14 protein-coding genes are annotated in these 18197 nt (G+C 63.3%); 6 read left to right on the forward strand and 8 right to left on the reverse strand.

Annotated features, from left to right (window positions below):
* Positions 1-60 precede the first annotated feature (60 nt).
* The 3 genes from FJ222_08165 to FJ222_08175 are packed head-to-tail and all read right to left on the reverse strand — an operon-like array spanning position 61 to position 4888.
* Entirely contained in the window at positions 61-2397 is a 2337-nt protein-coding gene (locus FJ222_08165) for a hypothetical protein (protein MBM4164399.1), read from the reverse strand.
* Between the two features lie 7 nt (positions 2398-2404).
* On the reverse strand, positions 2405-3874 hold the full coding sequence (locus FJ222_08170; GenBank protein MBM4164400.1) for a PilT/PilU family type 4a pilus ATPase: 1470 nt from the start codon (positions 3872-3874) through the stop codon (positions 2405-2407).
* A gap of 3 nt (positions 3875-3877) precedes the next feature.
* Positions 3878-4888, reverse strand: a complete 1011-nt coding sequence (locus FJ222_08175; protein MBM4164401.1) for a PAS domain-containing protein — start codon at positions 4886-4888, stop codon at positions 3878-3880.
* A gap of 321 nt (positions 4889-5209) precedes the next feature.
* Between FJ222_08175 and FJ222_08180 the strand changes: the two genes are divergently transcribed.
* Positions 5210-5956, forward strand: a complete 747-nt coding sequence (locus tag FJ222_08180; GenBank protein ID MBM4164402.1) for a hypothetical protein — start codon at positions 5210-5212, stop codon at positions 5954-5956.
* On the opposite strand, the gene mutL is transcribed toward FJ222_08180, so the two are convergent.
* Positions 5953-7836 (reverse strand): DNA mismatch repair endonuclease MutL, encoded by a 1884-nt coding sequence (gene mutL, locus FJ222_08185; GenBank protein MBM4164403.1) that lies wholly within the window; start codon positions 7834-7836, stop codon positions 5953-5955. The two genes, FJ222_08180 and mutL, sit on opposite strands and share 4 nt — an antisense overlap.
* A 186-nt stretch (positions 7837-8022) precedes the next feature.
* On the opposite strand from mutL, the gene FJ222_08190 reads away from it, so the two are divergent.
* The gene (locus tag FJ222_08190; protein ID MBM4164404.1) at positions 8023-10737 is read left to right on the forward strand and encodes a DUF3458 domain-containing protein; all 2715 of its coding nucleotides are present in this window, start codon (positions 8023-8025) and stop codon (positions 10735-10737) included.
* Positions 10738-11351: 614 nt separating this feature from the next.
* Here FJ222_08190 and FJ222_08195 read toward each other — a convergent pair.
* Positions 11352-11585, reverse strand: coding sequence for a CopG family transcriptional regulator (locus FJ222_08195; GenBank protein MBM4164405.1), 234 nt, complete (start codon positions 11583-11585; stop codon positions 11352-11354).
* Positions 11557-11847 carry a BrnT family toxin gene (locus FJ222_08200; protein ID MBM4164406.1) on the reverse strand — a complete coding sequence of 97 codons (291 nt, stop codon included), beginning with the start codon at positions 11845-11847 and terminating at the stop codon, positions 11557-11559. The genes FJ222_08195 and FJ222_08200 overlap by 29 nt, the downstream gene beginning before the upstream one ends.
* Before the next feature lie 1089 nt (positions 11848-12936).
* Here FJ222_08200 and FJ222_08205 point away from each other — a divergent pair.
* From FJ222_08205 to FJ222_08220, 4 genes are read left to right on the forward strand one after another with little or no spacing between them, the layout of a single operon-like run.
* Positions 12937-14037: a sugar kinase gene (locus FJ222_08205; protein MBM4164407.1), complete on the forward strand. Its 1101-nt coding sequence runs from the start codon at positions 12937-12939 to the stop codon at positions 14035-14037.
* Between the two features lie 25 nt (positions 14038-14062).
* Positions 14063-15055 (forward strand): dihydroorotate dehydrogenase-like protein, encoded by a 993-nt coding sequence (locus tag FJ222_08210; protein ID MBM4164408.1) that lies wholly within the window; start codon positions 14063-14065, stop codon positions 15053-15055.
* Positions 15052-15744: a nickel pincer cofactor biosynthesis protein LarB gene (gene larB / locus FJ222_08215; GenBank protein ID MBM4164409.1), complete on the forward strand. Its 693-nt coding sequence runs from the start codon at positions 15052-15054 to the stop codon at positions 15742-15744. The genes FJ222_08210 and larB overlap by 4 nt, the downstream gene beginning before the upstream one ends.
* A gap of 25 nt (positions 15745-15769) precedes the next feature.
* Positions 15770-16966 carry a formylglycine-generating enzyme family protein gene (locus FJ222_08220; protein MBM4164410.1) on the forward strand — a complete coding sequence of 399 codons (1197 nt, stop codon included), beginning with the start codon at positions 15770-15772 and terminating at the stop codon, positions 16964-16966.
* A 218-nt stretch (positions 16967-17184) separates the two neighbouring features.
* Here FJ222_08220 and FJ222_08225 read toward each other — a convergent pair whose 3' ends face one another.
* Both FJ222_08225 and FJ222_08230 read right to left on the reverse strand, forming a co-directional pair.
* Positions 17185-17574, reverse strand: a complete 390-nt coding sequence (locus FJ222_08225; protein ID MBM4164411.1) for a type II toxin-antitoxin system VapC family toxin — start codon at positions 17572-17574, stop codon at positions 17185-17187.
* Positions 17571-17828, reverse strand: a complete 258-nt coding sequence (locus FJ222_08230) for a hypothetical protein (protein MBM4164412.1) — start codon at positions 17826-17828, stop codon at positions 17571-17573. The genes FJ222_08225 and FJ222_08230 overlap by 4 nt, the downstream gene beginning before the upstream one ends.
* Between the last annotated feature and the right edge of the window lie 369 nt (positions 17829-18197).

Consider the following 18197-nt stretch of genomic DNA (forward strand, 5'->3'; position numbering starts at 1 on the left):
CGAATTGTTCTGAATACGGCGCTTGCAGAACCGAAGCAGGAGGTTTTGCAAGTGCCTCCTCTAGCCGGCGTGTTCGGGAGGTTCCTGACTCATCCGTTCCAGGGCCCATCGGGCGCGTGCGGCGGTGTTGACTTCAGGGATATGGGTCAAGCGGCGCAACGCCTCGATCGCGGGTCTGTGACGGGCGCGGCCCAGACACCAAGCGGCGACCGCATGCACCGTGTAGTTTTGCCGACCGTCGAGCAGCAGCGTGATGATCTTCGGCAGGGCGTCGCGGTTGCCGCGTGCGACGAGAGTTTGCATGACCGCGCCGGTCCGGCGCCACTCCCCCACCGGCGGATCATCCAGCGCGGCGAGCAACGCGGCATCGGGGTCTTCGAGGAGCGCGAAGGGTTCATCGTCCAGGTCGCAGACATGAACCACATCCGTGGTCTGTTTTCCGGCAACCGGTTCGGCGTCCGGCAGCGCGCCAATCTCCGGAGGAAGTGTGAAGCGGTCCGATCCGCCGGTCCAAATCGCCTCCCATTGCCCATCCGCAATCCGACGCAGGGAGAGCCCTTCGACGGCATCGGGCACCAGGCAGGTGATGAAGCAAACGCGACGTCCGGTCGCGGAGAGGTCCGTGCGCACGCTCCCTTCGTCGGGCCAGCCGCGCCCCAGCGGAAAGGTCGGCACGGTCGTCAGCGAGATCGGCCCGAGCGGTTCAGCCCCGTCGGCCCCGGCCAGCCAGGCCAGCGTCACCCCGACCCCGGACGGCAGGTCGAGCCGCACGCCGAGCGGCTCCACCTGGCGGGCGCCCCGGCGAAACCACATCCGCCAGGTAAAGGTGTGCGCAGTCGGCGCCTGCAGATCGTCCACGACCCACGTGACGCCCGACGCGCCCACCGAGACCGTGCGCCGCATGCGCGACACATCGAACGCCGGCTGATAATACGCAGACGCTTCTCCAGAAACGGTATGCCGATCCGTTTCTCGACGCTCAAAAAGCAGTCGTCCCTCTCGTGCATGGGGAGGGAAATAGCCATCCCATCCGTCCACCAGAATCGCACAGGCGGATCCCAAGAAACCCTGCTGGCTGCCATTGATCCACGCATCAAAGCTGCCATACTGCTGAGCGATCAGCTCGATTTCCACGACGGACAATGCCGACCGGGTGCGTGCCAGCGCCGCATCCGGGAAGTACCTCACCCGGCTGTCATGCGGCCCGTCCCCCGTAATCGGCTCGCCGCCCAGATCAATCATCAGGTGGTTGGGGTTGACCTGTTCGCGGCTGATTCCCTGCACACCGTCCGCACACCGATCCCAGACCATCAGGACGCGCAACCGTCGCGGCTGGTGCTCGACGGCAGCCCCCACGGCGGGCAGGCTCCAGCCGGTCAGGGGTGAACGGGTCTCGTCGGGGCGTGGGTCATGCCCCCCCGATCCCGCGCCCTCGTGCGCCGGCCAATACAGCAGCGTCCAGAGCCGGTCGTCGGGGTACCAGGCCAATTGATGGGGGGTCTCCCATGCCGATTCGGCGACCTGCAGAATCTGCGGATCTCCGGAGAGGTTGGCCCACAACGTCCGGGCTGCGAGGTTGTGGATCGGCGCCCAGCCGTAATGATCCCACGGCGGAAGCCAACCGCCGCAACTGCCCATGGCCGTCTCCATGCGCAGGGTGTCTGACAGTCGCCACCCGTTGGGTTCCCACTGGCGATCCCAGACGCCGCGTTCGCCCTGTTGCTCGAGAAACACGCCGGCCCACATCACCAGGCCGGAGACCACATCGGACTGGTACGTCGACCCCTCGCCGGTGTAGCCGCTGGGCGCCATGAGTCCGAGCACCTGCCTGAACTTCGGAAAAGCCCAGTCCCGCAAGGCCCGTGCGCGCGCGGAAACGCCCTCGACATCGGCGAAGGCGTGCCCGGCCACCGTGCTGCAGAAGGTCATCGAGAACTGCTGATTGTGCCCCCCCGGAACACGCGCCCGTAACACCGGAATGACGTAGTCGTAGAAGAAATCCAGAATGCCCGTGCCGACGATCCGCCGTTCTGCGGCTGTCCAGGCGCCCTGGCTGTCCAGCCAGGTGAACGTGACCGCCAGGCGCATCACGCGCGGCGCCATGCACCAGATATGGGCGTCAAGCGAATTCTGCGCCGTCGCCTTGGAGCCTGGCGACTGGTTCTGTGCCAGAATCAGCGGATTCAACGCCAGCGTCAAGATGTGGCCCTTGGCCTCGGCGATGGCAACCGGATCGCCCAGCAGGGCGGGCAGGAAGATGTGGTGCCGGCGGAACTCGCCATCGCGCCTCAACCGCTCATTGAATCGCGCCAGCAGTCTCGCGAGCAGGGGCGGCGGATGGTCCAGCTTGTGACGCAGCGAGGGAAGATCGCGAATCAGGAGGATGGGGTGGCTCATACGCGCATCAATTCTCACGGAAGACTTTGCCACCTTCGTAAAGCTTGAGGCGGGCGAGCAGAGGATCGACCGACACGCCGGCAGCAACGGATAGCTTGATCGCCTTGCGGATGGTGTCGGCCGCGCGGCGGGTGCTGCCCGTCGCAGCCTGGGCTGCGGCCAGCGTGTCGAGCACAGACGGTGTGTCACCTCCCGACAACTTCATCACCCGCTCGGCCAGCCTGAGCGCCTCCTTGGGGTCGGCCGCATCGGGAATCGGACAGGTCGCCAGGATCCACGCCAGGTCGTTCAACGTGCCAATGTCGTCTGGATGGATCCGCAGCGTCGCGCGCAGCGGTTCGATCTGCTCGTTGAACGCCCTTCTCCGCGCCTCGGCCTCCTTGATGGTCATCTCGTCGAGAAACGCCAGCGAGACGCCCGCGTTCTTCAGGGCGACCTGCATCTCATCCTTGTCGATCGCCTTGATGTAGGCCTCGTTAGCGGTGACGCGACCCGAGATGACCAGCTTGGTCAGCGCGTCGGCAAACGTCTGCATCCCGATGGCGCGGCTGACCTGCATCACCGAGGGGATCATGAAGATCTTCCCTTCGCGGATGTGGTTCGCAACCGGCACGTTGACCACCATCACTTCAAATGCGGCCAGGCGGCCGCCGCCAATCTTCTGACACAGCGTCTGGGCGACGACGCCCTTGAGCGTGTCGCTCAACATCGAGCGGATCTGGTTCTGCCGTTCCGACGGAAACTTGTCGATCATGCGGTCAACGGCCGTGGCGGCGTTGTTCGTGTGCAGCGTGCCGAACACGAGATGGCCGGTTTCAGCGGTCTCGATGGCGATTTCGATCGTCTCCAAGTCGCGCATTTCACCCACGAGCACGATATCGGGATCTTCGCGCAAGGCCGCCCGGAGGGCGCGCGCGAAGCTCATGGTGTCGTGATGAACTTCGCGCTGGTTGATCAGGCATTTGATGGGCCGGTGGACAAATTCGATGGGATCCTCGATGGTGATCACATGCTCCGAACGGTTGCGGTTGATGTGATCGACCATCGCCGCGAGCGTCGTTGACTTGCCGCTGCCCGTCGGACCGGTCACCAGCACCAAGCCTTTGGAGAGATAGCAGAAATCATGAAGTGCCTGCGGCATGTTCAATTGATCGAATGTCGGGATTTTGTCGGGGATCAGACGGAAGACGGCGCCCACGCCGTTCATGTCATGAAAGCCGTTCACGCGAAACCGGCCCAGTCGGTCGATCTTGTAGGCGAAGTCTACATCCATCTCCCGTTCCAACTGAACGCGCCCATCCTCAGACATGATCTCATGGATCAGCGCGCGAATGGCTTCACTCGTCAGAATCGGCTCGGTGGCGATCCGCGTCATGACGCCGTGAATGCGCAGGAATGGCCGTTGTCCGGTCGAAAGATGGAGGTCGCTTGCCTCATCCTTGACCATCCTGTCCAACAGCCTGTCAATCGCCGGCATGTCTTAACTTTCCTTGCCCGAGGGGGTTCCCAATGTGACCACGGAAGCCGGCGAGAACGCGGCCAGGAAGCCAACGGCCTTTTTACGCACATTTAGTTCGGGGGCCAGACTCAGCGTCAATTGTATCCGCGCACCCGAGGCCTTGACGACCTGCACGGTCTCCTTCCAAAACTCCCCGGCGAGGACGCGCTGGATCGCATCCGTGGACCCCGCCTCCTTCCAAACCAACGTGAAGGGCTTGTCGCACAGCTCATCGGCCTTGGCATAGCCCAACAGCCGGGCAAGCGCCGTGTTCGCCACCTTGATCTTAGACTCGCTATCGCAGGCCGCGGCGGCCGTCGGCACGTGGTTCAACAGGCTCTGACAGCTTTTCAACTTCTGCATCTGAGCAAAGCGGCGCTCGACGTTGCGAATCGAAAAGACCAGATCGCCATCATTCATCAGATCGATCGAGCTGATGGCGATCTCGGCTGCAAACGTCGAACGATTCTTGCGGACGCACTGCCCGTCGATCAGCACGAACCGCTCCCCCGAAAGACCCTGCCGGATCCGGCTGATCAAGGCTGTGTTCACCCCGGGGATCAACGCGCTGATGGGCAAATCCCAGGTCTCCTCGCGGGTGAAATCGAAGAAATTCGTGACGCGCGTGTTGATGTCAATCACGTGCCCTTTGGGATCCGTGATCAGCACCGCGTCGTAAAGACCGGCCAGCAACTGCTTGTAAAGCGACCGGTGGTCGCTCTTATACGCGCCCGCGCCATTGAGGCCCGTAACCTTCGGCGCGAGAGGGACCGAAGGGGCCTCCACCGGTGTCGCTGGGGCGCTGGCTGGAATCGGCTTTTCAGGGACAGCACCGCGCCGGTCAACTGGCGCGGCTGCATCCGGATCCCTCGGATTGAGATCTCTTTGCGGCGGACCTATAGCCGCCAAGGTTTTATCCTCAGCCGCTTGCGTATCCTCATCTACCTGTCGATTCTTGAACCAAAGTCTCATAAATCGCCTCTGTTCGAGCATCTTGCTCGCAGGTAGTATGCCAGATCCGCGTCATGTTGGCTACTAAAACCCGTTTTTTTTGTGACCTGTCAAAAATCCAAATTCGGGTGCCATCGCATACGAAAAAGCGATCAACAGTCGCTTTCTCTCGCATACTTGTGAGGAACATCTGTCAATTATGCAAATCATTATTGGGAAGTTTTGTGCCTCGTTTGCGAAAAGGGGTTCGTGTTCACGGCAAAAGCCAAAGCAAAGGCCAAGCAAAAGAAATGGTTTCCATTTTGGCATGGTTTATGATAAGTATTGCCAGAGCGATCAACGACATATAGGGAGAACCAGATCATGAGCGCACCATATCTGAAGGCCAATCTGATCACCGAGCTCGCCACCGCCGTCGGCATCAGCAAGCGCAAGACCGATCTGCTGCTGGCCCAAATGGCCCAGATCGCCTATCGGGAGGCGCGCACGGGATTTGTCCTGCCCGGCATCTGCAAGCTCGATGTCGTCCACAGAAATGCGCGGCGCGCGCGCATCCCGCGCACGGGCGAACAGATCATCATCGGCGCGCATGATTCGCTGAGGGTCAGGCCCCTGCGCAAAGCCAAGCATGCCGTGACCCCGATGCATCCCGGATTGGTGCAGTACGTCGGGACCGAAACGCCTCCGGGCGAAGCGGCGGCGGAGGCTGCCTCACCGGCTGGCGGAGCGCCGCAGACCGTTCCGGAGCCCGCCGGGATGCCCGCACCCGTCCAGACGACGACGGAGGCCCCCGTCTCCGCGCCGCCCGCGCCGGCCCTGCAGCCGAACAACGCCGAGGGGATGGTGTCGTTCCGCTGCGCCGCGTGCGGCCAGGAGATGGAGGCCCCGTTCGACATGGCCGGCACCGCCTCTGACTGCCCCGCCTGCAGCGGCATCATCGAGGTGCCTTATATTTCGGAGCCGGGCACGATTTGGGGCGCGCCTCTGCCCGCCGCAGATGCAGCGGCTCCTTCCGGACCCAGCATCCCCCTGACCGAGGCGCAGGTGGCCGCAACCCATGATGCGATGAAGAGCCGGACCATCCGCATTGAGCTGCCCGACGATATTTAAGCGCGGCCGAATTTGCGGGCCAGTTCGCGGTACGTCGTGAGCATCATCGTCGGCCGGCCACGCGGACAGGTGTACGGCATCCGGCATGCGGCAAGGTCGCGGACCAATTGCCCGGCCTCCTCGGCCGCCAGCGTCCCGTCATTCTTGACCGCCGCCGCGCACGCTGCCCGCACCAGCGCGTCTTCGCGCCACTCCTCCGCGCCGCGCCTCGCTCCGAGCGTCTCCAGATCGTTGCAAATGTCCAGCAACAGGCTTCGGCAGGGCACGGCCGCAACCTCGGGAGGCAGCGCATCCACTAAGAACGTGTCGCCCCCGAACCCGGCCACCCCAAACCCCATCCGCTGCAGGACCGCCAGCCATCCGCGCAACCGCTCGGCATGCGCTGGCGGCAGGACGACGGTTTCGGGAAGCAGCAAAGTCTGCGTCAAGGCCTCGCCGCGCCTGACCCGCGCCAGCAACCGTTCGTAAAGCACCCGCTCGTGCGCGGCCCGCGGGTCCAGCACGACATACCCGGAATCGATCTCCAGCAGCAGATACAGGCCACCCACCGGACCGATGACGCGGCACCAGGCCCACGGTGCCCCCGCGCCGCCGACACAGGCGTCGTCGCGGGGTTGCCGCGTCTCCGCCGCCGGCAGGGCAGCGGCTGCGGGAGGGGGAGCTTGCGGACACGGCAAGGTTCGCCCCGGATACTCGAACGGCAGCGGCACTCCCCCGGGAGGCTGCAGCGGCGGCAACGGCAGATCACGCACCGGTTGGTCCGGCGGCGGCGAAACCGCCGGCGTGATCGGCAGCGCCGCATCCACACGGCCTCCGACATCCGACGGATGCCCGGTCACGCCGGCGGGTGACACGGCGGTTCCCGTTGCCACCGCCAGGCGCCGCATCCGCCCCAACGCCGCGCAGATTCCCTCGATAATCGCCTCGCGCACATCGGCGGGGCGCCGGAACCGCACCTCGCGCTTGGTCGGGTGAACGTTGACATCCACCCACTCGGGATTCATTGCCAGAAACAGGAACACCACCGGCTTCCGCTCGCCGTCAAGCGGCGGATAGGCTTCGCGCAATGCGTAGGCGATCACCGGTGCAGTCGCGGGACGGCCGTTGATGAAGACATACTGGTCGCTCCGATCCGAACGGGTCAGCGCCGGCAAGCCCACAAATCCGGTCACGGCCACCCCCGACAGCTCACGCGAAACCGGCCGAAGCCCTGTCAAAAATTCCGCTCCAAACAACTCGCGTATTCGGTCTTCCAGCGTCGACTCCGGCGCCAGCCGCACCACGTCCCGTCCGTCCGATTGGAGTGCCATCCCGATCTCCGGATGGGCAAGCGCGTGCAGCGTGAACACGGTGCGGATATGCGCCTGTTCGGTTTGATACGCCCGCAAAAACTTCCGGCGCGCCGGGACGTTGAAAAACAAATCACGCACCTCGACAGTCGTGCCCTGTGGGAATCCGGCCGCCTTGACGTCCTGGAGCCGGCCGCCAATCACCGTCAGCTCAGTCCCCTCCCCCGCCCCTGCGGCGCAGGTTTTGAGGATGAATCGTGAGACCGACGCAATCGCCGGAATGGCCTCGCCGCGAAATCCGAGCGTGCTGATCCGTTCGATGTCGTCCACATCCCGGATCTTGCTCGTCGCCTGCCGTTCGATGCTCATCAGCGCGTCGTCGCGGCCCATGCCGCACCCGTCGTCGCGCACCTCGACCAGTTTGCGACCGCCTGCGGCGACATGCACCTCGATCCGGCGCGCCCCCGCATCAATGGCATTCTCCACCAGTTCCTTCACCACCGACGCGGGACGCTCCACCACCTCGCCCGCCGCGATCTTGTTCGCCACCTGCTCGGGTAGCATTCGTATGTGTCTGTGGGTGTCCAACATGGCCCGTGTCCGTCAGCGCCGCCATCCGCCTGATACGTATGCGTTGTTTGGATCGAGCAACGTACCCTTCCCGGACTCGATTGTCAATCGTGAACTCCGTTTTGTGGATGAACTTGACCGCAGGCCGTCATAATCGCTACCCTGAGACCCTGACTAATCGTTGATCCCTTCTCATTTGGAGGTTCCATGGGCGCCTACCGCTTTCTGAAATCCGCGTTTCGCCGTCCACCCGTGCAGCTTGAACATCTGGATATCACGCTTTCCTTCTACGAGACGCACGTCGACGGCGAGGCGCGGATGCGGATGACCGCCCGCGAGCCGGTCTCCGAAATCGTCCTCAACGCCCACGACCTCGACATCCGGGAGGTCGCCGTCGCCGTCGGCGCGTCCGGCGCTCTCTCGCGCGCGCCTTTCCGAGCCGATGCGGACGCGCGCACCCTCGCCGTCGCCCTCCCCCGCCAGCTAACCCCCGGCGAGACGTGTCTCGTTCGCACCCGCACCCGGTGCCTCCCGTCCGATACGGTGCTCGACGGGATCTATCGTGACATCACCCCGTCCGGCGCGCCGCAGCAATACATGTCCCAGTGTCAGCAGTGGGGCTTCCAGCGCATCCTGCCCGTCATTGATGATTGCACCGCCAAATGCACCTATCGCACGACGCTCGAGGGTGACGCCCGCTACACCCACCTGATCTCCAACGGCGATGTCGACCGATCGGCGAACCCCGGCGGATGCCCCATCACGATCCCCGGCGACCCCTCGCGCCAACGCATCACCTACGTGAACCCCGTGCCGATGGCACCCTATCTCTTCATCGCCTGCGCCGGCACCTGGGACGTGCTGCACGACACGCTGACCCTCCCCGCCTCCAACGGCCTTCCGCAAAAAACCGTCACGCTCGAATACCTCGTCCCTCCCGGCCGCGCCGCCGACGCACGCATCCCCCTCGCCATCCTCAAGGATGCCGTGCTCTGGCAGCGTCAGGCACGCACCTACGCCTACCGCTATGACACCTATCGTACCATCTGCATGGAGAAGTCAAATTTCGGCGGGATGGAGAATGTCGGCAACACGACGATCATCACCGAGGCGGCCTTGATCGACCGCCACACCTCCGACGCCCGCCTCATCTACGCCCACGGCGTGATCGTCCATGAGTACGAGCACAATGAATGCGGGTCGGACGTCACCATGGAGTCGCCCTTCGACATGTGGCTCAACGAGGCGTTTACCGTCGACGTCGAACGGACCTATCTCCGTTCCGTGTTCAATCCCGCGTTCCTCCGCCTCCGCGAGGTCGACGCCATCCGCGCTCCCGGCTGCGGTCCGCTGGCCACCGAGGATGGCGGCGTCTTCGGGCGCATCGTGCGCGATGGCTTTAATCACCCCGACGAGCTCGTGGACGGGCTGACCTACGTCAAGGCGCCCGAGGTGATCGCCATGCTCAGGCTGCTCCTGGGCCGGGAAACCTTTGCGTGCGGCGTTCGGCTCTACTTTGGCCGTTACACCGGCGCCAACGCCAACACCAACCAATTTCTCGCCTGCTTCGAGGAAGCCGCCGGCCGCAGCCTCGCCGCATTCCGCAGCCCCTGGCTCGAATCGGCCGGCTATCCGCGCGTCGTTGCCGACTATCGCTACGACGATACCGCGCGCCGACTCACCCTCACGCTCAGCCAGACCCGCGTCGGCGAGGGTGCCCCGTTCGTCGTCCCCGTCGTCTGCGCGGCCGTCGGTGCCGATGGCCGCGACCTTCCGGGCACCTCCCGCACGCTTATCCTTGACAGCCCCGAGCAGACCTTTACATTTTCCGATGTTCCCTCCCCCGCGTTTGTCTCGCTCAACCGTAGCGCCTCGTTTTACGGCACATGCGAGGATCGCTCGGCAACACCCGGTCAGCGGCGCCTGCAGGTCCGGCGCGACGCCGACACCTTCAACCGGGTCGAGGCCATGCGCGCGCTGACCGACCGTGAACGCAGCGTGATCCTCGATGCGTTGCTGGCTGGAGCCGACCCGGCGTCGCTCGAACCGGCCGTTTCGGCGGATTGGCTCGATCTTTTTGTCGACATCCTTCAGGACAGGACGCTCTCCGACAGCCTCAAGGGGTATCTGCTCCAGATCGACGAGCAGCCGCTCGACCGCCGCAATCTCCGCCACGTCCGCGAATGTTGGCAGGCCCGCCGCATCCTCCTCCGCGCCGTCGCACGCCATGCAGGCGACACCGTGTTCCGGATTTTTGCGGCCACCGACACCCGGCATCCGCCGGCTCTCTCCGACACGCGCGGCCTCTCGGCCGCGATCGAGCGGCGTTTTCTGGCCGGCGTCCTCATGGAGCCCCTCGTCGCGGCCGACACGCCGCAGGCTCACGCCGCGTTGGAGGCGCACGCCGCTGCCGCCAGCGCTATCACGGACCGCCTCAATGCCCTCTCGGCGCTCAACCGCTCCGCGCATCCGCGTCGGCGGCAGCTCGTCGCCGCCGCCGGTGACGAACTGCGCCCGACCCTCTCCGGCTACATCGGCTGGCTTGGCATCCTCGGGCGTTCGCCCCATGCCGATGTGTGCGCGGAGATCGCGCGCGAGGCCTCGCGGCCCTCGTTCAACATCAGCCACCCCGGCCTTGCCCGCGCCCTCTACATCCCGTTCTCGCTCAACAACGCCCGGCTCTGGACCGACGACGGACTCGACTTCCTCGCGCGCACAACCGAAGCGCTCGCGGCCGTCAATGAAAACACGGCCCTGCGTCTGATTGCGCCGCTGCAACAGTCGGCCTCTCTGGCCGACGACCTGCGCCCGCGCGTGACAGCGACGCTCCGCTGGCTGATCGACGCGATTCCCGCTGCGGCAGCACCCTCCGTGCATGGGCGACTGGCAGATTACCTCTCCTGCGCGGAGCCGACAAGGTGAGCAATACGGGTGCAGACCGTGGTTGGCCATTTGTTTTCAGATTGAATCCGTTCGATCCAATGAAACACCGGTATCCCAGTGGATGCTGCAGTCAACGCACACGTAACTGACATTGAGTTTTGCGTCAAGCTGATGCGTCGCAAGGATCAGCAATTCTAATTATGACAGCCGCTATCGGGATCCAAATCGGGATCGGGACCGAAATCGACGAGAAAGCAAAGAATTCGATCCCGATAGCGATAGCGATAGCGATTTCGATTTCGACTGTACGGATATGCCATAATTAGAATTGCTGCGTTCCAGATCGACCTGTGGGTTAAGCCCAGCGAGAATCCGAAGGCTGGGCGTGTCAGGACCGGCAACCATCTGATCCATAGCCCCCTCTACGCACTGCTCCCCACAGACTGACTCTTTCGCTTCCCTTCGGCTTCTCCTTCACCTGGCGTGTGGACTCGCACCCCACAAGTCAGCGGCGATCCGGCGCGTATTCGCGTCGGATCGCCGTCTTGTTGGCCTCCTCTTTTGTGCAAACTTCAATGCGCCTGCAATCCTTGTGCCAATGCTAGCGGTGAGGTGGCGGTATTCCGTCGCCTCACCGCTAGCGTTGGAGCTCTCTATTTCATGTGTTGAACCGCATAGGCATTCAACAGACTCCGAATCATCTTCTGGTAAGCGGTTTTGTGTAAGCCCGCCTGTTTCTTGAAGAAATCGAGGCTGGTCCGGCTCAACGAAATCGTGACCTTGACGTTTTCTTCTCTAAAGGCGAGTTGCTCCGGTGACGGGAGAAAGTCCGTCACCACTCGAACCTTGCCCATGGGCTCATCCGTGTAAGTGGTTTTGCTCTTCATAAAGTCTCTTTCCTTTCCGCCAGTATCCGGCACCGAAAATTCGGATGACGTTGTTTCTGTACGTAAAACGCACGGTCAGAACGCCGTCGCCGACACGTCCGACACAGTAGTATCGAGCCTCATCGACGCTGTGCTCCTCATCGGCCAAGATCACACGATGGGGATCGGCAAAGGCATACTGAGCGATGGCGAAATTCACACCGTGCTTTTGCCGATTCTGCCCGTTTTTGGCAGCATCCCATTCGAACAGTGTCTTGTCCATGGCGTGTAGGATACCGGTTCGGGCACTAGATAGCAATACTAAAGTATGGCCAGACATATGGCTTCACCAGAAGCCCGGGGTTCTTCCCGCAACCTCACTTCTCTTGCGCGGCGCGGGCAGGGACGTCGCCCCCGGATGGCGGTTGGGGCGCCTGCCTCTCCCCCAGTCTGCCCTTCGCCTTTTCGATAAAGGGCTCGGTTTGCTCCTTCATGTGTATGGGTCCGAATGTGATCGGGATGGGCGGAGAAGCCGGGTATCGGGTATAGCGCGGGCATGGTAGCCTCTTTTGTGTCGAGCTCAGGCTGGCCGAGAGCAGTCTCGACAACGTCTTGCGACGAAGCGTAGACGACAACGCGTGCGACGAAGAAAGCGACGACGTGTGGCGTGGCATGGATAGGAGCAGCAGGTAGGGCAGAACACATTGACCACGAGAGGCTGAAAGTCTATCCGAAAGGCATGCCATTCGCGACACAGGTGGATCTGACTAAAGCAATTCTAATTATGAGCATCGATTTCGGTATCCAAATCGAAATCGGGATCGGGATCGGGATCGGGATCGACGGGAAAGATGGGAATTCGACCCCGATACCGATAGCGATTTCGATTTCGACTGGCCGGATGCGATCATAATGAGAATTGCTGATCTGACTACCGCCGATTCCTGCCCGGCAGCCCCATCCACCGTGGAGGATGGGCGCGACCAGATCAGACGAATCGCAGTCATGCTCAGACCACTCTCAAAGGCGGTCAGGGATGACATCTAGCTCCCACACTTCGTCGTCTACACTTCGTCGCACACTTCGTCGTCTACGCGCAGAGGTCTTTGACCAACTCCTTGAGTGTCGTCTTCTTCAGGTCCGTGAACTCGCCGGGGTCGAAGAACACGCCGTAGCAGACGCTGCACTTCTCAAACACGATGTGCGGCTGTCGCGCATCGTGCGTGGGGCTCATGCGCGGCGGTATTTGCCGCATGAGGGATGCCCCACTTTTGCCGCCGCTGTTCTTTCCGCTTGTTTTCCCTATCGCTTTGCGAGTAACATTCACCCCATGCGAGCCGTCTCTGTGGCTCGCCTTGAGGAGAATACGAAAATGGCCGCTCTGACGATCAAACCCGCCGGTTCCTGCCGCTTTGACGAACTCTCGCTGGGCGAGGTGATGCTGCGCCTCGATCCGGGCGAGATGCGCATCCGGACTGCTCGCGCCTTCACCGCCTGGGAGGGCGGCGGCGAGTACAACGTCGCCCGCGGCCTGCGTAAATGCTTCGGCCTGCGGACGGCGATTGTAACCGCGTTTCCAGAGAATGACATCGGCCGCCTGGTCGAGGATTTCATCCTGCAGGGCGGGGTAGATGTCTCGCTCATCCGGTGGCTGCCGTTCGACGGCATCGGCCGTAATTCCCGCGTCGGCCTCAATTTCACGGAGCGCGGCTACGGAATCCGCGGCGCGCTCGGCATCCCCGACCGCGGCCACACCGCCGCCGCGCAGATCAAACCGGGCGACATCGACTGGGAGCACATCTTCGGCGTGCTGGGCGTCCGCTGGTTCCATACCGGCGGTATTTACGCAGCCCTCTCGGCGACCACGCCGTTGGTGATTGAGGAGGCTATGGCCGCCGCGCGCAGGCACGGCACCGTTGTCTCCTACGACCTCAACTACCGCCCCTCGCTCTGGAAATCATTCGGCGGACTGGCCCAATGCCAGGCGGTCAACCGCCGTCTCGCCCAGTATGTGGACGTCATGATCGGAAACGAGGAGGACTACACCGCCTGCCTCGGCGTCGCCGTCGAGGGCTTGGACGAGCACCTCTCCTCGCTCGATATCTCCTCATTCAAGCGAATGATCGAGAAGACAGTCGCCCAATTCCCCAATTTCAAGGCATGCGCCACCACCCTGCGCACGGTCACATCGGCCTCGGTCAACGACTGGGGCGCGGTCTGCTGGCACGACGGTGCCTTCTTCGAGGCCCCGCACATGAAGGATCTCTGGGTGCTCGACCGCGTCGGCGGCGGCGACAGCTTCGCCTCCGGCCTGATCTACGGATTCCTGACGTGCCTCGATGCCGACAAGGCCGTCCGCTACGGCGCGGCCCACGGCGCGCTCGCCATGACCACACCGGGCGACACCTCAATGGCATCCTTAACCGAAGTCGAGAAACTCATGGGCGGCGGCTCCGCCCGTGTCGTCCGCTGACTGAACGCTTCTGGAAAATGCGACCATGAACCTCAAAACGTCTTACCTCGGCCTCGAACTCAAAAATCCGCTGATTGTTAGCAGTTGCCCCCTGACCAGTTCCGTCACGGGCGCGGTGGCCATCGAGACGGCGGGCGCGGCGGCAATTGTGGTGCGCTCGATCTTCGAGGAGCAGATCCGCGCCGAGACGGCGCAGATGGACGAGGCCCTCGCCGACTACGGCACGGGCGCCGCCCTCGATTACCTCCGCGCGGACCTTGGCATGCGCCTCGGGCCCGAGACGTACATCGATGGCCTCCGGGCCATCCGAAAAGCCGTCACCATCCCGGTCATCGCCTCGATCAACTGCATCTCGCCCGACCAATGGGTCACTTTTGCCCGCAAGATCGAAACGGCCGGAGCCGACGCCCTGGAATTGAACGTGTACGATATTCCGCAGAGCCCGGACGAGACCTCCGATGCGGTGGAATCGCGCCACCTCGCCCTCGTTCAGGCGATCCGGGCCGAGATCAAGCTCCCCGTCACCATCAAGCTCTCGCCTTATTACACCCATGCACTCGCCTTCACGCGCAAACTCGATCGGCTTGGCGTCAACGGCCTGGTGCTCTTCAACCGGTTCCTCCAGCCCGATATTGACATCGCGACCGAGCGCCTGCGTTTCGAGGTGAACTTCTCGCGCGAGCAGGACCTGCGCCTGCCCCTGCGCTGGGTCGCGATCCTTCGCGACCACCTGCGGTGCGACATCGCCATCAGCGGCGGCGTGCATACCAGCGATGGCCTCGCCAAGGGGTTGCTGGTGGGTGCCAACGTCGCCTATTGCTGTTCCGCGCTGTATCACAACCCCGACACCCGAGCCGTGGTCGGCGGCATGCTCGACGGACTGACCGTCTGGATGCGGAGCCACGGGTATGCCGACCTCGCCGCCTTCCGGGGCACGTTGCGCGAGCGCGTGCTCGGCGACGGCGAGGGCTTCGAACGCGCCCACTACGTCAAGGTTCTCTCTTCCAGCCACGAATGAAACGAACCCGTAAACCCGGCCAACCACCGATCGAAGCCGACCTCGGCTTTGCCCGACTCGACCTCGACCGCTTGCGGCGGCGGGGGATTCCGGAGGTTATCTTCGGTTCGGGCAAAACCGCCGCGCAGCTTGCCGCCATTGTGGCGCGGCTGAACGAAGCCGGGCAGAATGCCTTCGCGACACGTGTCACCCCGGAACAGGCCGAGGTGGTCCGACGCGAGATCCCCGACGCGGTTTACGAGCCGGTCAGCCGGACGCTGACACGCGACGTCGCCCCCCTCCCCCGGCTGCGCGGCAAGGTCGCGATCCTCTGCGCGGGAACCGCCGACATCCCGGTGGCAGAGGAAGCGGCTGTGACGGCGACCCGATTGGGCGCCCGCGTCGAACGGGTCTACGATGTGGGCGTAGCCGGCCTGCACCGGCTGCTGCGGCGGCTGCCGGTTTTTTCCGACGCCCGCGCCGTGATCGTGGTCGCCGGCATGGAAGGCGCGCTGCCCTCGGTTGTCGCGGGGCTGATTGACAAGCCGGTGATTGCCGTCCCCACCAGCGTCGGCTACGGCACGGCGCTCAACGGCCTCACCGCCCTCCTCGCCATGACCACCTCCTGTGCATCGGGCGTCACTGTGGTCAATGTTGATAATGGCTTTGGAGCCGGCGTGGCCGCCGCCTTGATCAACCGACGGTCCTGACCGCCGAGTGGGAGGGCCTGCTGAAATGGATGACATCCGCTTTTCGTGCCCGTCCTGCGATCGGCATCTTGCCGCGCCTCCCGATATGGCAGGCGAAGCGATGTCCTGCCCGGCGTGCGGACACGCGCTCTGCATCCCGCCGCTCGCCCCGGAACCGCCGCCGCCAGCCTGCGCCGCCGTCCCGGTTCCCCGAAGCATTCCCAAACGCCATTCGCCGGAAGGTGCAGTCCTGGGTCAGGCTTCCGCCAGAAAACGCGTCGTTGTGACCGTTGCCGAGAGACGCACGCAATCGGATGACAGCGGCACGGCCGCCGCCGGGCGGAATCCAAGACGCAAGCGTCCCGGCATCCCCGCCGTGGCGATTACAACGGCCATTCTGATCATGGGCGTGCTGTGGTATGCCTGGAGGACTATCTGGCATGCTCCCCCCGTTCCAGGTCGAAACGGACGTGTCGCCGACCTCTCTTTTTCTCTGATCTGGATCGGTGGAGAAACCTTTGAGATGGGATCGGCCGCCGGTGACGCCGACGAGCAGCCGGTGCATGCGGTTCGGATCTCACAGGGGTATTGGATCGGTGGCACTGAGGTGCCCAACAGCGATTACCAGCTCTTTCTGCGGGCCTCGGCTTATAATGGGAAATCCGATGCCGACGACGATTATCTCAAGCACGTCGGCGGAGGCTCTGCAATGTCGACGAATCTGAGTCATCCGGTGGTCTGGGTGAGTTGGAGCAATGCTGTGGCGTTCTGCAACTGGCTGACCCGGCGTGAGCGACAGGCCGGACGTTTGCCAAGAAATTATATTTACCGCCTGCCGACCGAAGCGGAGTGGGAATTGGCGGCGCGGGGCGGCCGAGCCCAGCCAGGCTACCGCTACAGTGGTGCCGATGATGCGGATGCGGTGGCTTGGTATCGGGACAACAGCAAGGGCGGCACCCAGCAGGTGGGCGAGAAGAGGCCCAACGAGTTGGGCATTCTGGATATGAGCGGAAACGTGTGGGAGTGGTGTCAGGACTGGTATCAGAACACCTACTCAGGCTTGGCTGCATCCGATCCGGCGGGACCCGGTCAAGGCCAATTCCGCGTGCTCCGGGGCGGTGCATGGAACGGCGAGGAGAGCCAGTGCCGGCCAAGCTGCCGCGGCCGGATGAACCCCTCCTGCACGGCCAGCTTCCTCGGTTTCCGCGTGGCCCTGGCACCTGCCGACCGCGTGACCCGCTGACGCCGGGATGACGCTGGCCCTTTTTCTTTCGGCACGGCGGGACGCCGCTGCCCTACCCGATTGCTTCGCGCATAATCGTAGCCCGTACTCGTCGTCCGTACTCGTAGACCGAAAGCGCAAGCCCGGCCAACGGGTACGGGCGACGATTACGCTTGACGAGGAGAGAACGGTCAAACGGGCTGGCAAAGCAAGTTTCAGAAGCAGTTGATGGTCAGGCGTCAGGGGCCAAGGACGATCAACCCGTGAATATGTCTAAAATGGGAGTCGTAGGTCACGAGACGGGATCCCGTTTCCAATGCGGCCGCAGCGATCCAGATGTCGTTGGTGGGAATCGGCGTGCCCTGGCCTGTCAGTTGACCGATGAGGATGCCGTATCGTTCGGCGATGTCGGTTGTCACCGGAATCGTCTCAACTCCGGGGAGGGCGAGGAATTCGCCGAGTTGCCTCCGGTTCGTCTCCCGACGCGACCCGAGTTCGAAGCCCGCGTGCAACTCACCGAGAACAGTGGCGGGAAAGAGCACTTCCTCGCAGGACTCCAGCAGTTGAGTCAGCGGCGCATGCCCGCCCATCAGCCGGCTGTAGGCGTTGGTATCCAGGCACACCCTCATTTCGGCCACACTTCCGGGTCGATCTGTTCGAATACTCGTGTGTTCCGCTCGAATGTCCGGCACTCCTCAGGGTTCCATTGGCCGGCAAAACGGGACAAATCGCGCCTCTTGGAGTCTCTGGCCCGGATTTCCAGCGCCACTTCGAGCAACTCGATGGCGGCTCGGTTCATACTGCGACCGGACTTCTTCGCCTTCATCCTAAGGCTTTTCCCCACCTCGTCCGGAATGTGCCGCAACGTCATTTGCGCGATCATAACCCATCCTCTTTCTTTTGCCTCTACGAATGACATCAGAACGATAGCTGATATGCAGGCAGAAAGTCAACGTCGAAATAAAAACCTGTCGTAATCGGTTGGCGACAGGTGTGTGTGTGTGTGTGTGGGCGCGACAGCGGGTAGGGCAGCGGCGTCCCGCCGCGCCGAAAGAGAAAGAGAATGCGCGACAGCGGTGTGTGGGCGTGTGAGCTGTCGGGGGCTGATCAGAATTCCCCTTTCAATTCGATAGCGATCAATGCCTTGATCCATTCGCTGCGGCGCGGCGAGACGCCGCTGCCCTACCCACCCCACGCACCCACACACCCACACACCCACACACCCACACACCCACACACACTCACACACCCA

The sequence above is a fragment of the Lentisphaerota bacterium genome (assembly GCA_016873675.1).
GTDB lineage: Bacteria > Verrucomicrobiota > Kiritimatiellia > RFP12 > JAAYNR01 > VGWG01.

Bases quoted from the DNA above. Each gene is read 5' to 3' on its own strand.
- FJ222_08165 (MBM4164399.1), bottom strand. From the start codon at position 2,397: ATGAGCCACCCCATCCTCCTGATTCGCGATCTTCCCTCGCTGCGTCAC.
- FJ222_08170 (MBM4164400.1), bottom strand. From the start codon at position 3,874: ATGCCGGCGATTGACAGGCTGTTGGACAGGATGGTCAAGGATGAGGCA.
- FJ222_08175 (MBM4164401.1), bottom strand. From the start codon at position 4,888: ATGCTCGAACAGAGGCGATTTATGAGACTTTGGTTCAAGAATCGACAG.
- FJ222_08180 (MBM4164402.1), top strand. From the start codon at position 5,210: ATGAGCGCACCATATCTGAAGGCCAATCTGATCACCGAGCTCGCCACC.
- mutL (MBM4164403.1), bottom strand. From the start codon at position 7,836: ATGTTGGACACCCACAGACACATACGAATGCTACCCGAGCAGGTGGCG.
- FJ222_08190 (MBM4164404.1), top strand. From the start codon at position 8,023: ATGGGCGCCTACCGCTTTCTGAAATCCGCGTTTCGCCGTCCACCCGTG.
- FJ222_08195 (MBM4164405.1), bottom strand. From the start codon at position 11,585: ATGAAGAGCAAAACCACTTACACGGATGAGCCCATGGGCAAGGTTCGA.
- FJ222_08200 (MBM4164406.1), bottom strand. From the start codon at position 11,847: ATGGACAAGACACTGTTCGAATGGGATGCTGCCAAAAACGGGCAGAAT.
- FJ222_08205 (MBM4164407.1), top strand. From the start codon at position 12,937: ATGGCCGCTCTGACGATCAAACCCGCCGGTTCCTGCCGCTTTGACGAA.
- FJ222_08210 (MBM4164408.1), top strand. From the start codon at position 14,063: ATGAACCTCAAAACGTCTTACCTCGGCCTCGAACTCAAAAATCCGCTG.
- larB (MBM4164409.1), top strand. From the start codon at position 15,052: ATGAAACGAACCCGTAAACCCGGCCAACCACCGATCGAAGCCGACCTC.
- FJ222_08220 (MBM4164410.1), top strand. From the start codon at position 15,770: ATGGATGACATCCGCTTTTCGTGCCCGTCCTGCGATCGGCATCTTGCC.
- FJ222_08225 (MBM4164411.1), bottom strand. From the start codon at position 17,574: ATGAGGGTGTGCCTGGATACCAACGCCTACAGCCGGCTGATGGGCGGG.
- FJ222_08230 (MBM4164412.1), bottom strand. From the start codon at position 17,828: ATGATCGCGCAAATGACGTTGCGGCACATTCCGGACGAGGTGGGGAAA.